The sequence below is a fragment of the Enterobacter sp. BNK-8 genome (genome assembly GCF_048685095.1).
Taxonomy (GTDB): Bacteria; Pseudomonadota; Gammaproteobacteria; order Enterobacterales; family Enterobacteriaceae; genus Enterobacter; species Enterobacter quasiroggenkampii.
The window spans coordinates 2015440-2030381 of the sequence record NZ_JBLQTN010000001.1 but is presented as its reverse complement, the minus strand read 5'-3'; the positions used below and the strand labels follow the sequence as shown (position 1 = coordinate 2030381).

Below are 14942 nucleotides of genomic sequence, written 5' to 3'. Positions count from 1 at the left end.
GGTTTAAAGAGGGGTGTGCGTCAGGGGAAAACAGGCAAAACGGTCATCAAGCAGCGGGTAGCTGGCGGCGTTCGGCAGTTCGAAGTGCCACCATTCGCTGCCGATCCCGACAAAACCGCCGCCGAACATGATGGCGTTCAACAGCAGACGGTTGCGCTGGGCGTGGGGCGGCACGGAAGGATGATACGGATGCGAGCGGTCATGCATTTCGTCAAAACCGGCGCCCATATCCAGCACGGCGTTATGTTCGTCCATCAGGGTGACGTCGATGGCCGTGCCGCGACTGTGGTTGGAGCCAATCGCCACGTCGACAACATATTCCGGGTTCGGGCAGGCCTCCCACAGCTGGGCCTGCGCCTGCTGCGGCCGATAGGCGTCGTAAACCACCAGCTTCAGTCCGGCCAGCGTGGCAATGCTGATGGCTTTTGCCAGCGCGGTGGCCGCGTCGGTATGCAGCAGGCACAGCGCCTCCTGGTAAATCGGGCGGCCGGTAATATTGTCGGCGGTGGCGTACTTCAGATCGATATGCAGCGTGGGGAACGTCTTCGCCACATCAATCAGTTCACTCTCTACGGGCATAGCTCCGCTCCTTTAGCGTTCGAATTGACCAAACTCTTGTTGTAATTGTCGGTTTACGGCCAGGCGCGCCGGGAGCGCATCACCCAGTGCTTCCACCACGCCCGACAGCAGCAGGTTGAACAGACAGCTCACAGGGGCAAGTGAATCCCAGAAATGACCGGTATCGGTTTTCACCTGCAGTAAATCAATCGGATAATCCCGCGCCCACGGGCACCAGATATCGGTGATTAAGGCCAGCGGAATGCCTTTCTCGCTCGCGACGCGGCAGTACTGTCGGGCCATCGTGGAGTAGGTACGCGTATCGGTCAGCACGACATAAGGGTGCGCAAACCCGGAGTTCAGGGATTCCACCCAACTGCCGGATGCCCCTTCGGAGTAGCTCACCCGCGGGCGGAGGTATTCAAGGTGGCTGAAGAAGGCGTTGGCGATCCCGCGCGTGGACTGGATCCCCAGCACAAAGACCGCGTCCGCGTGGGCCAGATGGTGCACCACCTGACGAAAAGCGTCCGTTTGCGCCAGCTGATACACCTGCGTGATGGCGTCCACTTCCAGCGACAGGGCATGCTGAAGGCGGTTGGGCAGGGGGCGCTGCTGCTGCCAGGAGTCGAGGCGCTCGTTCATGCCCCAGGGCTGGTAAGGATCGCGCAGGCTCTTTTTGGCATCCTCCAGGTTGCGATACCCCAGCTTGCGCAGAAAGCGTCCGACGGTGATCCCGCTGGTCCCGCTCGCCAGCCCGACGCTCTCCGCCGTTTCAAACGGGATTTGCGCGGCGTGCGCCAGCAGCCAGCTCCCGACCCGCTTCTCGCTGGGGGTAAGCTGGCTGAAGGTCGCTTCGATACGGCTCAACATCTCAGGTTTCGTCGTCATACCGCCTCGCTGTTAACAGGCTGTCAATGGCCGAAATTGTGTTATCTGATTAACAATGCATGACGCGTGCCATGTTCACAGGCGGGTGAAAACCCGCTGCGCAGTAAACTTCATGCAATATTTGGTTAACCAATGATCAACATTTGTGCAGCGTAGTTCACTTTTGGTGCACTGGCTGACCGGACAGGTATGAATTTGGTGAATACGTCAGCCTGTTCACATTTTTGATAAGATAGAAGCACTGAGAACATAAAAGGGATCCCTCATGGCGAATTTGCCCTGGCGAGTCAGCGTGCGCCTGATCGCGCTTGCAAAGAAAACAGGAATGGTCGTGGGGATCGTCCTGGTCGTCCTGCTGGCGGTGCGGGTGTATCTCTCGCAGCAGGGGCCGGAACTGCACCTGTGGCACACCTGGCGGGCAGATGAGATGTCCGTTCGCGAGCTGGATAACGCCGATTTCGCCGGGTACCTCGCCCGGGAAAGGGCGATTTTCACCGATCTGGATAACGCGGTGACGGCGAAAACAGCTGGCGAGGAACAAACCCCGTTAAACCGCTATTACCGCCAGAGCCTGGTGTGGCCCGGTCAGTTTGCCCCCGATGCCAACCGCTCCTTTGTGCTGATGCCAGCCGGCAAGCCCCGCGGCGCGGTGGTGCTGCTGCACGGGCTGACGGATTCGCCATACAGCGTCAGGCGCCTTGCCGTGAACTATCAGCAGCACGGCTTTGTGGCCGTGGTCCCGCGTCTTCCCGGACACGGCACCGCGCCCGGCGCGCTGACGGATGTTGACTGGGAAATGTGGCTGGCGGCCACGCGCCTTGCCGTACGGGAAGCCACGCGCCTGGCGGGTGAGGCTGTGCCTCTGCATCTGGTGGGCTACTCCAACGGCGGGGCGCTGGCGATGAAATATGCCCTCGATGCGCTGGACGCGCCTGCACTGCGTAAACCGCAGCAGGTGATCCTGCTCTCGCCGATGATTGGCGTGACGGCCTTTGCGCGGTTCGCCGGTTTCGCCGGGCTACCGGCGCTGCTGCCGCCGTTTGCCAAAGCGGCCTGGCTGAATATCTCCCCGGAATATAATCCGTATAAATACAATTCGTTCCCGGTGAACGCCGCCCGCCAGTCGTGGTTATTGACAAAGTCCCTGCAGGAGCAGATTGGCCGCGCGGCGCGGGAAAACAGGCTGGCGAATTTGCCGCCGGTGCTGGCGTTCCAGTCGGTGATGGACTCCACGGTCAGTACCCGCGCGGTGGTCAGTGGCCTGTTTGACCAGCTTCCGGCAAACGGCAGCGAGCTGGTGATGTTCGATATCAACCAGGCGGCGAGCTTCCGTCCGCTCTTCAAACCGTCGTCCTGGACGGCCACCACGGCGCTGCTGCCGGTCGCACAGAGGCGTTACGGTGTCACGATTATCACCAATGCCAGCGAGCACAGTTTCTCGACGGTGGCGAAAATAACCCCGGCAGGCAGAACGCAGGAGACGGTGGTGCCGCTTGCCCAGTCCTGGCCGCAGGATGTCTATTCCCTGTCGCACGTTGCGGTGCCGTTCCCGCCGGATGACGATCTCTATGGTCGCGAACCTGGGGTGAAAAATCGCTACGGTATCAGCCTGGGGACGATTGCGCTCTGGGGAGAAACGTCCGTATTGAGCGTCGGAAAAGAGGCGCTGATGCGGGTCACCTCGAACCCGTTTTACGACTTTATGCAGGAAAGGATTAACAGCCGGATCGGGGACGAGAAAAAGTAACGTTCCCCTGTAGCGTGAATATGTTAGGTCGCATTGATTAAGTATGTTACATAGTAGCTTCAAGGCACCTCTCTTTCTCATTGGAACCCCTTTTTGTGCTGACGACTCTGATCTACCGAAGCCAGTTGAATTTATCCCGCCCGTCCACCGAACTGCGGGAGCTGGTGGAGCGCGCCAGGGGCCGCAACACAAAACTGGCTATTACCGGCGTCCTCCTGGCTAATGGGAATGAGGTTCTGCAGATCCTCGAAGGGGCGGAAGAGAGTGTGGTCAAACTTTTCTATACCATCCGTGAGGACAAGCGGCACAGCGGGGTGGTAGAACTGCTGCGGGACTATGGTCCGCGCAGACGCTTCGAAAACGTCGGCATGCTGCTGTTCGATCTGCAAACGCAGTCGCCGAAAGAGGTGTTGCAGTCGGTGCTGCGCTACAGCAAGCTGGACAGCTATCTGACCTCCGACGATCGGGTGTTCAAATTTATTCAGACCTTTATAACCGGTAAACGTCCGGTCCCGTCGGGGGCACGCTACACCGCGGACAAATGGACGCTCTCGACCGAAACGCTACCCTTTGGCGCACACCTGGGCCTGATTGCCGGGCAAACCTGCCAGTTCGCGCTGCAGCCTATTGTCGAGCCCTCGGAAGGGAAGATCAGCTCCCTTGAGGCGCTTATCCGCGGCAACGACGGCGGCAGCCCGGAGCATTTCTTCAGCACTGTCGACCCCGACAACATCTACGAAGTCGATCTCCAGACAAAAGCCTATGCCTTTGCGCTGGCGGAAAAGCTGGGCATTGGCAGCCATAAAATCGCGGTAAACCTGCTGCCCATGTCGCTGGTGAATGTCCCTGGCGCAGTTGAATTTCTGGTCGCTCAGATTAAAAAACATGGCCTTCAGCCGGAGCAGGTGGTCATTGAAGTCACTGAAAACGAGATGATCTCCGGGTTCAACCAGTTTAACAGTGCCATCAAGCAGCTTCGCGGTGAGGGGATTGGCCTGGCGATCGATGATTTTGGCTCGGGCTATGCCGGACTTTCGCTGCTGACCCGGTTCCAGCCGGATAAAATTAAAATCGACCGGGAAATTGTCAGCAATATTCACCTGAGCGGCCCGAAGCAGGCGATTGTGCGCTCCATCATCAGCTGCTGCTCCGATCTTGAAATCACCCTGGTGGCGGAAGGTATCGAGAAAATTGAGGAGTGGTGTTGGCTCGAATCTGCCGGGATCCGACGCTTTCAGGGATTCCTGTTTGCCCGGCCGCAGCTGAATGGCGTCGGCGATATCCACTGGCCGCATCTGGTGCGTTAACTCAAATTTTCCTCCCGTTATTTCCCCTTAGCCCGGCCTGTGCTTAAATAGCTAAAACGGTTTAACATAGTTTAGCTACGAGGATCACATGAAGAAAATCTGGGTACTTGGCGATGCGGTAGTGGATTTGCTGCCCGATGGAGAAGGTCGATTACTGCAGTGTCCCGGTGGCGCGCCGGCGAACGTCGCGGTCGGTATTACCCGGCTGGGCGGCCAGAGCGCCTTTATCGGCAGGGTTGGCGACGATCCTTTCGGGCGCTTTATGGCGAAAACGCTCGCTGACGAGCGGGTTGACGTGACGTGGATGCATCTTGACCCGGCGCACCGCACCTCAACGGTGGTGGTTGATTTGGACGACCACGGCGAGCGATCGTTTACCTTCATGGTGCGCCCGAGCGCCGATCTGTTTCTCGAACCCGCCGACCTGCCGACGTTCAGCGCCGGGGAGTGGCTGCACGTCTGCTCCATCGCCTTAAGCGCCGAGCCGAGCCGCGCTGCGACCTTTCAGGCGATGGCCGCCATTCGGGAGGCGGGCGGTTACGTCAGCTTCGACCCTAATATTCGCCCGGATCTCTGGCCGGATGAGAACGCACTTCACCGCTGTCTTGAACAGGCACTGCAAAGCGCTGACGTGGTGAAACTCTCGGTAGAAGAGTTGGCCTTTTTCACCGGCAGCGCGGAGGTAAACGTTGGTCTGGAGGTGCTGATGCAGCGCTGCCCGGCGCGTCTGGTGCTGGTTACCCAGGGAAAAGCGGGCGTAACCGCGTGGCATGAAGGTACCATAAACCACTACCCGGCAACGCCTGTGCAGTGCGTCGATACGACCGGTGCGGGCGATGCCTTTGTGGCGGGGCTGCTCTACGGGCTGGCCGCCGGACAGGACCTGACGCCAGTTATCGCGCTCGCCCAGCGCTGCGGCGCACTGGCTACCACCGCCAAAGGGGCGATGACCGCGTTGCCCTGGCAGCACGACCTGTAATTTCTCCTCTCCTGGCCGCCATCCGGCGGCCTGAATTGTCGCCTCGATCACACTTACTAAATCGGTTTAGCAAAAAAGATTGCCGATCCAAAATTCACAGGTTTAGTATCAGCAACCTAAACCGGTTTAGCAATTTAGCACGTTTAATGACTTCTTTTAGGGATGCGACAAAATGTATAAAAAACGCAGACTTGCCGTGATGATAGGCATGCTGGCCGGAAGTACCTCTGTTTTTGCCCAGACGGATATGTCCAGTATTGAAGCGCGCCTTGCCGCGATGGAGCAGCGCCTTCAGGACGCGGAGACGCGCGCGCAGGTAGCCGAGAAGCGCGCCGCGGCTGCTGAACAAAAAACGCAGCAGCTGGTTGCCGCTCAGCAGCAGGCGCAAACGACGACCCAGGAGGTGGCGCAGCGCACCACCGCGCTGGAGAAGAAGGCGGATCAGACCGGCGGGTTTGAGTTCCACGGCTATGCCCGCTCTGGCCTGCTGATGAACGATGCCGCCTCCAGCAGCAAAAGCGGCCCTTACCTGACGCCAGCCGGTGAAACCGGCGGTGCGGTGGGGCGTCTGGGTAACGAAGCCGACACCTACGTCGAGCTGAACCTCGAGCACAAGCAAACCCTGGATAACGGGGCGACCACGCGCTTCAAGGCGATGCTGGCCGACGGTCAGAGAACCTATAACGACTGGTCAGCTGATACCAGCGACCTCAATATTCGCCAGGCCTTCGCAGAGCTGGGCAATCTGCCTGATTTTACCGGCGCGCTGAAGGGCAGCACCTTCTGGGCGGGTAAACGCTTCGACCGCGACAACTTTGACATTCACTGGCTGGATTCCGATGTGGTGTTCCTGGCCGGTACCGGCGGCGGCGTTTATGACGTGAAATGGAACGATTCGCTGCGCAGCAACTTCTCCATTTATGGCCGCAACTTCGGCAGCGTGGAGCAGACCGACAACAACGTTCAGAACTATATCCTCAGCATGAACCACTTCGCCGGCCCGTTCCAGCTGATGGTGAGCGGCCTGCGGGCGAAGGATAACGACGACCGTAAAGACACTAACGGCGATCTCATCAAAACGGATGCCGCCAATCACGGCGTTCATGCTCTGGTGGGCTTGCATAATGACAGCTTCTACGGCCTGCGCGAAGGGACCGCCAAAACGGCGCTGCTGTATGGTCACGGGCTGGGTGCGGAGGTGAAAAGCATCGGCTCCGATGGCGCCTTGCTGTCAGAGGCGGATACCTGGCGCTTCGCAAGTTACGGTGTCACGCCGATCGGCGGTGGCTGGAGCGTTGCGCCCGCCGTTCTGACACAGAGCAGTAAAGATCGCTACGTCAAGGGCGATAGCTATGAGTGGGTAACGCTCAACACCCGCCTGATCAAAGAGGTCACCCAGAATTTCGCGCTGGCGTTTGAGGGCAGCTATCAGTACATGGATTTAAACCCGGAAGGCTATAAGGATCGCAACGCCGTGAACGGCAGTTTCTACAAGCTGACCTTTGCGCCAACCTTAAAAGCGAGCAAAATCGGCGATTTCTTCAGCCGTCCCGAACTGCGCCTGTTTGCCACCTGGATGGACTGGAGCAGCAAACTGGATCATTACGCCAGCGATGATGCCTTTGGCAGCAGCGGCTTCAACGCCGGCGGGGAATGGAACTTTGGGGTCCAGATGGAAACCTGGTTTTAACCCATCACGCTCCCGCCTGGCGGGAGCGTTTCGCACATCATAAAAAGAAGTCAGGCAGAGGTATCTATGGATTTTAATCAAATCGCCCGCGAGCTTATTCCGCTGCTCGGTGGCAAGGAAAATATCGCCAGCGCGGCGCACTGCGCAACGCGTCTTCGTCTGGTGCTGGTCGATGACGCGCTGGCGGATCAGCAGGCTATCGGCAAGGTCGACGGCGTGAAAGGCTGCTTCCGTAACGCCGGGCAGATGCAGGTGATTTTTGGCACGGGCGTGGTCAACAAGGTGTACGCCGCCTTTATTCAGGCGGCGGGGATTAGCGAATCCAGTAAATCTGAGGCTGCGGATCTGGCGGCGCGCAAGCTGAACCCGTTCCAGCGCATTGCCCGTCTGCTCTCCAACATCTTTGTGCCGATCATCCCCGCGATTGTGGCGTCCGGTCTGCTGATGGGCCTGCTCGGCATGGTGAAAACCTACGGCTGGGTCAATGCGGATAACGCCATCTACATCATGCTGGACATGTGCAGCTCGGCGGCGTTTATCATTCTGCCTATTCTGATTGGCTTTACCGCCGCGCGCGAATTTGGCGGTAACCCGTACCTCGGCGCGACGCTGGGCGGCATTCTGACCCACCCGGCGCTGACCAACGCCTGGGGCGTGGCGTCGGGCTTCCACACCATGAACTTCTTCGGCCTTGAGATCGCGATGATTGGCTATCAGGGCACGGTATTCCCGGTGCTGCTGGCCGTCTGGTTTATGAGCATCGTGGAGAAAAACCTGCGCCGCGCGATCCCGGATGCGTTAGACCTGATCCTGACGCCGTTCCTCACCGTCGTCATCTCCGGCTTTATCGCCTTGCTGATTATCGGCCCGGCGGGGCGCGCTCTGGGCGACGGTATCTCCTTTATTCTGAGCACGCTGATCGCCCACGCGGGCTGGCTCGCCGGGCTGCTGTTCGGCGGACTGTATTCGGTGATTGTGATCACCGGTATTCACCACAGCTTCCACGCGATTGAAGCCGGGCTGCTGGGCAACCCGTCGATTGGCGTTAACTTCCTGCTGCCGATCTGGGCCATGGCGAACGTGGCGCAGGGCGGCGCCTGTCTGGCGGTGTGGTTCAAAACCAAAGACGCCAAAATCAAAGCCATTACCCTGCCGTCGGCGTTCTCTGCAATGCTGGGTATCACCGAAGCGGCCATTTTTGGTATCAACCTGCGCTTCGTTAAGCCGTTTATCGCTGCGCTGATTGGAGGCGCGGTGGGCGGGGCATGGGTGGTCTCCGTGCATGTGTACATGACCGCTGTCGGGCTGACCGCGATTCCGGGGATGGCCATCGTGCAGGCCAGCTCGCTGCTCAACTATATTATCGGCATGGTGATTGCCTTCGGCGTGGCGTTTACCGTTTCACTGCTGCTGAAATATAAAACGGATTCTGAATAATGACGTTACCTTCCCGCTGGCCTGCGATCCTGCAGGCCGTTATGACAGGTCAGCCGCGGGCGCTGGCGGACAGCCATTATCCGCAATGGCACGCCGCGCCGGTGACGGGGCTGATGAACGACCCGAACGGGTTTATCTGGTTCGCTGGCCGCTATCACCTGTTCTATCAGTGGAACCCCCTGGACTGCGAGCACCGCTTTAAGTGCTGGGGGCACTGGAGCTCTCCGGACCTGGTGCACTGGCGGCATGAGCCGCTGGCGCTGATGCCCGACGAAGCGTATGACCGCAACGGCTGCTACTCCGGTAGCGCCGTCGATAACGAGGGCGTTTTGACCCTGTGCTACACCGGCAACGTCAAGTTCGATGACGGTAGCCGCACCGCCTGGCAGTGCCTGGCCGTGGAGCAGCCGGACGGGACCTTCAGGAAGCTGGGGCCGGTGCTGGCGCTGCCGGAAGGCTACACGGGTCACGTGCGCGACCCGAAGGTGTGGCAGCACGAGGGGATGTGGTACATGGTGCTCGGCGCGCAGGATGTGCAGAAGCGCGGCAAGGTGCTGCTGTTTAAATCAGCCGATTTGCACGCCTGGACATCCTGCGGGGAGATCGCCGGTCACGGGGTTAACGGCCTGACGGACGCGGGCTATATGTGGGAGTGTCCGGACCTGTTTGCCCTCGACGGGACACATGTCCTGATCTGCTGCCCGCAGGGGCTGTCGCGCGAGCCGCATCGCTACCTCAATACCTATCCGGCTACCTGGATGAGCGGGGCGTTTGATTACGCCAGCGCCGCATTTGATCACGGCGAGCTTCACGAGCTGGATGCGGGGTTTGAGTTTTACGCCCCACAAACCACGCTGGCGGAAGATGGACGCCGCATCCTGATTGGCTGGATGGGCGTACCGGACGGGGAAGAGATGCTTCAGCCCACCCGGGCGCACGGCTGGATGCACCAGATGACCTGCCCGCGCGAACTACGCTATCGCGACGGCAGGCTCTGGCAGACCCCGGCGCGCGAGCTGGCGGCGCTGCGTGAAGATGAGCAGCACTGGCAGGGGCGCGCCAGCGACGCGCCCGAACTGGACGCGACGCGCCTGGAGTTTGAGCTAGGCGCATCGCAGGTGAACGTCGATTTTGCCGGCGCGCTGCGCCTCACGCTCGATGAGCAGGGCGTGCGCCTGGAGCGCGCGAGCCTGAAAACCGGTGAAACCCTGACCCGCTACTGGCAGGGTGACGTCCGTCACTTACGCGTTCTGTGCGACCGCTCCAGCGTCGAAATCTTCATTAACCAGGGCGAAGGGGTGATGAGCAGCCGCTATTTTCCTGACCATCCGGCCCGGGTGCGATTCGAAGGTGCGTCCGATATCACATTACGCTACTGGTCGCTGCGCGCCTGCATGATAGAATGAGGGTTTTGGCAGCCGGATCTAAGTCGTTGTGAGAAAAACAAAACGCGTCACCATTAAAGACATCGCGGAGCTGGCGGGTGTGTCAAAAGCCACCGCCAGCCTGGTCCTGAACGGTCGCAGCAAAGAGCTTCGCGTGGCGGAAGAGACGCGCGAGCGCGTGCTGGCAATTGCAAAAGAGCACCACTATCAGCCCAGCATTCACGCCCGCTCGTTGCGCGATAACCGCAGCCACACCATTGGTCTGGTGGTCCCGGAGATCACCAACTACGGTTTTGCCGTCTTTTCTCACGAGCTGGAAACACTGTGCCGCGAGGCGGGCGTTCAGCTGCTGATCTCCTGCAGCGATGAAAACCCAGGGCAGGAGACGGTGGTGGTGAACAACATGGTGGCGCGCCAGGTGGACGGGCTGATTGTGGCCTCCAGTATGCTCAACGACGCGGACTACCATAAGCTGAGCGAGCAGCTGCCGGTGGTTCTGTTTGACCGCCACATCAACGACAGCGCGCTGCCGCTGGTGATCACCGACTCCATTACCCCGACGACCGAACTGGTGGCCGACATTGCGCGCCAGCATCCTGATGAGTTCTACTTTCTCGGCGGCCAGCCCCGCCTGTCGCCCACGCGCGACCGCCTGGAAGGCTTTAAGCAAGGGCTGCGTGAGGCCGGTGTGGCGCTGCGACCCGAGTGGATCATTCACGGCAACTATCATCCGAGCTCCGGATACGAGATGTTTGCTGAACTCTGCGCCCGCCTGGGGCGTCCGCCGAAAGCGCTCTTCGCCGCCGCCTGCGGGCTGCTGGAAGGGGTGCTACGCTATATGGGCCAGCATAACCTGCTGCAAAGCGATATCAGGTTAGCCAGTTTTGACGATCACTATCTCTACGATTCGCTGACGATCCCGGTGGATACCATTCGCCAGGACAACCGCCAGCTGGCGTGGCACTGCTTTGATTTGATTAGCAAATTAATCGAGGGGGAGACGCCGCAGCCGTTGCAGCGCAAGCTCAATGCCACCCTGCAGCGACGCTATAAGTCAGCGAAATAGCCCGGTTCGATACTTCAATAACTTTAATTAATTTAAGTTTTGGAATGGCCGATAACCATAAGGAATAATTCTCCTTGAGGTATTGGTTTATGTCGTTGAAAAAGTCGTCCCTGATTGTCCTGTTCTCGCTGCTTTTCTTCTTTGTTGTCAGCACCGTCACCAGCGTTGGCCTCATCATTAAAAGTAATAATTCGCTGGATAACGTCAACAAAGAGATCCAGGTTGTGCTGTCCATTATTGACCCTATTAACCACAGCCGTACGCTGCGCGTGCGGGTGATGGAGTATGTGAAGATGGTGGAAGCGGGCAACGCGGCGGACGGCGCTGCAAAGCTTACCGCCGTGAAAGAGGCGTTGACCAAAGCGGACCACGCCTTTGCGGCCTTTATGGCGTCGCCGCGCCTGAGCGATGAAGCGCCGCTGGTCACTGCCTATCAGGACGCCTGGCAAAACTACCGCAACCAGGGGCTGGCGCCGCTGATCGACGCCGCCGAGGCGCACGATGTTGCCAAATTCAACGCGCTGATCCCGGAAGTCTCCCGCCTCGACCGCCAGTACGAGATCGTTCTCGACCAGGTGCTTTCCGTCCACCAGAAATACGCCAAAAGCCTGAACGAGGATGCGAGCAGTAACTTCGTCTCTGGCCTGGCGATCATTGCCGCTATCGCCAGCCTGTTTGTGGTGGTGATTGTCGCCGTCAGCCTGCTGATGAAGCGCTTTGTCTTTGCGCCGGTTAACCTGGCGCGCGAGCACTGCAGCCAGATTGCGGCAGGCAAGCTGGACATTCCGGTGCCGGTGAAGGGGAGTACAGGCAACGAAATCGACCATCTGATGGGCTCGATGGAGCAAATGCGTCAGGCGCTGCTGGCGACTATCGCCCAGGTGCGCGATGCGAGCCATACCGTAACGCACGCAGCCCAGGAGATTGCCTCCGGTAATATCGACCTGGCGTCACGCACCGAGCAGCAGGCTTCGGCGTTAACCCAGACGGCGGCCAGCATGGAAGAGCTGAGTGCGACGGTGGCGAACAATACCGATAATGTGTATCAGGCCGGGAAACTGGTGCAGGACGCGGTGAAAAATGCCCACACCGGTGAAGCGGTAACCCGTGAAGTCATCGACACGATGAATACCATTGCGGCGAACTCGAAGCGCATTGAAGACATCACCAGCGTGATAAACAGCATCGCCTTCCAGACCAACATTCTGGCGCTGAACGCGGCGGTTGAAGCGGCGCGCGCCGGTACGCAGGGACGCGGCTTTGCGGTCGTAGCCAGCGAAGTACGCACCCTGGCGCAGAAAAGCGCGGTGGCGGCTAAAGACATCGAAAGCCTGATCGCGCAGTCGGTCTCCAGCGTGAAAAACGGTGCGGAGCTGGTGAGCCGCTCGGGCGAGGTGATTGACTCGATCATTTCGTCGGTGAATAAAGTGAATACACTGATGGAGCAGATCTCCGTCGCCTCCGAAGAGCAGAGCCGCGGGATCAGTCAGGTCGGGCAGGCGGTGACCGAGATGGACGGCGTGACCCAGCAGAACGCCGCGCTGGTGCAGCAGTCCGCTGCGGCAGCGGCCTCGCTGGAAGAGCAGGCGCAGCAGCTTTCACGGAGTATTTCGAGTTTTAGGTTGCCGGTGCAGGCTTGATTTTATGAGGGGAGGCTCCGCAAGGAGCCTTTTTTGTACCTGGCGTAACCGTAACTGTATAATTCAGAAGGTCTCTACAGGCAGCACAAATCTAATATAACTCTCACCAGGGGAAATTATGTTAATTATTTTTAGTGGGCTACCCGGCAGCGGTAAAAGCACCGTTGCAAAAATAGTTGCTCAAAGGCTGGGAGCGGTCTACCTGCGGGTTGATACCGTTGAGCAGGCCATTCGTTCAGTTTCTGAACCCGGTCAGAAAACGGGTCCGGAGGGCTATTTTGCCCTCTATGGTTTAGCGAGTGAAAATCTTAAGCTGGGCTCCACCGTTGTGACCGATTCCGTTAATGATATTCACCTTGTGCGAGATGCTTTCCGCAATATTGCTCTGTCGTTGAATGTCCCTTTCCTGGAAGTTGAAATTGTCTGCTCAGACGAAAAAGAACATCGTTATCGCGTAGAGAACAGAATATCTGATATCCCGGGACTCACGCCTCCTGACTGGGAACGCGTAAAAAAACGTGAGTATGAACCCTGGGAGAGAGAACATCTCATCTTGGACACCGCTTTGTTATCAGCGGAAGAGTGTGCAGATAAAATCCTGGAAATAAGGAATAAGATTGCGCTTAACCGGCCTTAAACCATGAACAAGCGCCTGTAATGGCTTTCACGGGGCGTGTGAAAATACGCTCCCCGCAAAATTATTCATTCCCCCCAGCAATATTTCACTCCCTCATCCGTCTACCTCATCACAAGCCATAATCAGTTACTGTAAACGAGATAAACACCATGAGAGATTTTGAAATGCACGGCAGAGGCCACGGGCGCGGATTTGGTCGCCACCGTATGGGCAAGGGCTTAGTCATCGGCGCGGTGATTTTCATCGTGCTCGGCCTGCTGGTGATGTCCCTGTGGAACGCCTTGCTCCCGGCGATCCTCGGCGTGAAGGCCATCGGATTCTGGCAGGCGCTGGGGATCCTGGTGCTGAGCCGCATTCTGTTTGGCGGGCTGGGTTTCCGCCCCGGGATGTTTGGCGCGCACCGCCGGATGCACGAGCGCTGGATGAACATGACGCCCGAACAGCGTGAGGCGTTTATTCAGCAGCGCCGTGAAGGGTTCGGTCGCCATGGTCGCGGCCACTGCGGCTGGCATGGCCATCGTGACGATAAGCGCGGTGAAGCCACGCCAAAAGCGCCGGAAGCAGAGTGAGCGAGATGAAAGCCGGGGAGGCGGGCGGATCCATGCTGATGTCGGCGCTCAACGCCTGCCGCGCCCGGCTGAAAGCCTTCATTCGCGGACGGACCTCCGTGCGCGATGATGCCGACGACATTTTGCAGGAAGTGACGTATCAGCTGATGAAAGTGGAGCAGCCGGTCGAAAACGTCGCCGCCTGGCTGTTCCGCGCGGCGCGTAACGAAATGACCGACCGGGCGCGTAAAAAGCGCGAGGTGTCGCTCTCCGGCTATTTTACGGGCGAAGACGACGACGGTTTCCCGGAAGACGAGCTAGCCGAAACCCTGTTCGGCGTACCGCACACGCCGGAAGAGGAGTACCTCAAGACGCTGCTGTGGGAAGAGCTGGGCCAGGCGCTGTCTGAACTTCCGCCGCCGCAGCGGGAGGCGTTTGAAAAGACCGAGCTCCACGGCTACAGCATTAAGATGCTGGCAGAGGAGACCGGCGCCAGCGAACAGGCGCTGTTATCCCGCAAGCACAAGGCGGTGCTGTTTCTCCGCACGCGGCTACGCGACGTCTATGACGCGCTGACGGGCGAATAGCGGCGGCAGACAAAACCTTACACTTCCGGCACTTGTAGATTCATCACTATCGTTTATGATCGGGGCGTCTTATCACTCTGGAATGTTATGCGCAACCGTCAGCTCCTCGGAAAATGGCTTTTGATGATCACCTGTCTCGCGATGGCGCTTTGCCTCGTGCAGCGTGCGGTGATGCTCAACCATTTTTTACAGGGACTGGATCCGCAGATTTCGCTGAGTGCAGATGCCCCGACTCAAACCAGCAACACTGAACAACCCGGCCCGTCGCCGTGTCAGCTCGGCGCGCACTCGCTGCTTTGCGCCCAGCCGCTGTTCTTCGACGGTGCATTACCGGCCATTATTATCTTCTTCGCGCTGCTGCAGCTGTTGACGCAAGGGCGGGCACTGGCTCCGGCGGAACAGCCCGTTCAGGCGCCGCCTCCCCGAATACACCTTAAAAACTGCGTTTTCCGTGAATGAAAAACATCGTCCTC

Annotated in this window: 14 protein-coding genes; 12 read left to right on the top strand and 2 right to left on the bottom strand. The window is 58.9% G+C overall.

Features of this window, described 5'->3' with window-relative positions:
- Positions 1 to 3 precede the first annotated feature (3 nt).
- On the bottom strand, positions 4 to 579 hold the full coding sequence (ddpX, locus tag ACMGGU_RS09765) for a D-alanyl-D-alanine dipeptidase (protein WP_025911023.1): 576 nt from the start codon (positions 577 to 579) through the stop codon (positions 4 to 6).
- Between the two features lie 12 nt (positions 580 to 591).
- Positions 592 to 1446 (bottom strand): MurR/RpiR family transcriptional regulator, encoded by an 855-nt coding sequence (locus ACMGGU_RS09760; RefSeq protein WP_045410261.1) that lies wholly within the window; start codon positions 1444 to 1446, stop codon positions 592 to 594.
- Positions 1447 to 1711: 265 nt separating this feature from the next.
- Here ACMGGU_RS09760 and ACMGGU_RS09755 point away from each other — a divergent pair, with 265 nt between their 5' ends.
- The 12 genes from ACMGGU_RS09755 to ACMGGU_RS09700 all read left to right on the top strand — a co-directional run bounded on the left by ACMGGU_RS09755 (position 1712) and on the right by ACMGGU_RS09700 (position 14928).
- Complete coding sequence (locus tag ACMGGU_RS09755) at positions 1712 to 3193, top strand: alpha/beta hydrolase (RefSeq protein WP_196352220.1); 1482 nt, start codon at positions 1712 to 1714, stop codon at positions 3191 to 3193.
- A 95-nt stretch (positions 3194 to 3288) separates the two neighbouring features.
- Positions 3289 to 4500, top strand: coding sequence for an EAL domain-containing protein (locus ACMGGU_RS09750; RefSeq protein ID WP_196352221.1), 1212 nt, complete (start codon positions 3289 to 3291; stop codon positions 4498 to 4500).
- Between the two features lie 88 nt (positions 4501 to 4588).
- A complete protein-coding gene (locus ACMGGU_RS09745) occupies positions 4589 to 5479 on the top strand; it encodes an aminoimidazole riboside kinase (protein WP_196352222.1) in 891 nt (296 codons plus the stop codon).
- A 172-nt stretch (positions 5480 to 5651) separates the two neighbouring features.
- Positions 5652 to 7169, top strand: coding sequence for a carbohydrate porin (locus ACMGGU_RS09740; RefSeq protein WP_420300490.1), 1518 nt, complete (start codon positions 5652 to 5654; stop codon positions 7167 to 7169).
- A gap of 66 nt (positions 7170 to 7235) precedes the next feature.
- On the top strand, positions 7236 to 8606 hold the full coding sequence (locus tag ACMGGU_RS09735) for a sucrose-specific PTS transporter subunit IIBC (RefSeq protein WP_023619263.1): 1371 nt from the start codon (positions 7236 to 7238) through the stop codon (positions 8604 to 8606).
- Entirely contained in the window at positions 8606 to 10012 is a 1407-nt protein-coding gene (locus ACMGGU_RS09730) for a sucrose-6-phosphate hydrolase (protein WP_420300489.1), read from the top strand. Before ACMGGU_RS09735 ends, ACMGGU_RS09730 begins: the two co-directional genes overlap by 1 nt.
- A gap of 28 nt (positions 10013 to 10040) precedes the next feature.
- Positions 10041 to 11057, top strand: a complete 1017-nt coding sequence (locus ACMGGU_RS09725) for a LacI family DNA-binding transcriptional regulator (protein WP_023344186.1) — start codon at positions 10041 to 10043, stop codon at positions 11055 to 11057.
- Between the two features lie 89 nt (positions 11058 to 11146).
- Positions 11147 to 12697: a methyl-accepting chemotaxis protein gene (locus ACMGGU_RS09720; protein ID WP_167210779.1), complete on the top strand. Its 1551-nt coding sequence runs from the start codon at positions 11147 to 11149 to the stop codon at positions 12695 to 12697.
- Positions 12698 to 12815: 118 nt separating this feature from the next.
- Positions 12816 to 13334, top strand: a complete 519-nt coding sequence (locus ACMGGU_RS09715; protein WP_069719191.1) for an AAA family ATPase — start codon at positions 12816 to 12818, stop codon at positions 13332 to 13334.
- A 149-nt stretch (positions 13335 to 13483) separates the two neighbouring features.
- The gene (locus tag ACMGGU_RS09710) at positions 13484 to 13903 is read left to right on the top strand and encodes a hypothetical protein (RefSeq protein WP_069719192.1); all 420 of its coding nucleotides are present in this window, start codon (positions 13484 to 13486) and stop codon (positions 13901 to 13903) included.
- A 5-nt stretch (positions 13904 to 13908) separates the two neighbouring features.
- Complete coding sequence (locus ACMGGU_RS09705; protein WP_023327516.1) at positions 13909 to 14469, top strand: RNA polymerase sigma factor; 561 nt, start codon at positions 13909 to 13911, stop codon at positions 14467 to 14469.
- An 87-nt stretch (positions 14470 to 14556) separates the two neighbouring features.
- Positions 14557 to 14928, top strand: a complete 372-nt coding sequence (locus tag ACMGGU_RS09700; protein WP_069719193.1) for a hypothetical protein — start codon at positions 14557 to 14559, stop codon at positions 14926 to 14928.
- Positions 14929 to 14942: the final 14 nt, after the last annotated feature.

What these genes read in the sequence shown, in the direction of transcription:
- ddpX (WP_025911023.1), bottom strand. Translation starts at nt 579, where the DNA reads ATGCCCGTAGAGAGTGAACTGATTGATGTGGCGAAGACGTTCCCCACG.
- ACMGGU_RS09760 (WP_045410261.1), bottom strand. Translation starts at nt 1,446, where the DNA reads ATGACGACGAAACCTGAGATGTTGAGCCGTATCGAAGCGACCTTCAGC.
- ACMGGU_RS09755 (WP_196352220.1), top strand. Translation starts at nt 1,712, where the DNA reads ATGGCGAATTTGCCCTGGCGAGTCAGCGTGCGCCTGATCGCGCTTGCA.
- ACMGGU_RS09745 (WP_196352222.1), top strand. Translation starts at nt 4,589, where the DNA reads ATGAAGAAAATCTGGGTACTTGGCGATGCGGTAGTGGATTTGCTGCCC.
- ACMGGU_RS09740 (WP_420300490.1), top strand. Translation starts at nt 5,652, where the DNA reads ATGTATAAAAAACGCAGACTTGCCGTGATGATAGGCATGCTGGCCGGA.
- ACMGGU_RS09735 (WP_023619263.1), top strand. Translation starts at nt 7,236, where the DNA reads ATGGATTTTAATCAAATCGCCCGCGAGCTTATTCCGCTGCTCGGTGGC.
- ACMGGU_RS09730 (WP_420300489.1), top strand. Translation starts at nt 8,606, where the DNA reads ATGACGTTACCTTCCCGCTGGCCTGCGATCCTGCAGGCCGTTATGACA.
- ACMGGU_RS09720 (WP_167210779.1), top strand. Translation starts at nt 11,147, where the DNA reads ATGTCGTTGAAAAAGTCGTCCCTGATTGTCCTGTTCTCGCTGCTTTTC.
- ACMGGU_RS09715 (WP_069719191.1), top strand. Translation starts at nt 12,816, where the DNA reads ATGTTAATTATTTTTAGTGGGCTACCCGGCAGCGGTAAAAGCACCGTT.
- ACMGGU_RS09710 (WP_069719192.1), top strand. Translation starts at nt 13,484, where the DNA reads ATGAGAGATTTTGAAATGCACGGCAGAGGCCACGGGCGCGGATTTGGT.
- ACMGGU_RS09705 (WP_023327516.1), top strand. Translation starts at nt 13,909, where the DNA reads ATGAAAGCCGGGGAGGCGGGCGGATCCATGCTGATGTCGGCGCTCAAC.
- ACMGGU_RS09700 (WP_069719193.1), top strand. Translation starts at nt 14,557, where the DNA reads ATGCGCAACCGTCAGCTCCTCGGAAAATGGCTTTTGATGATCACCTGT.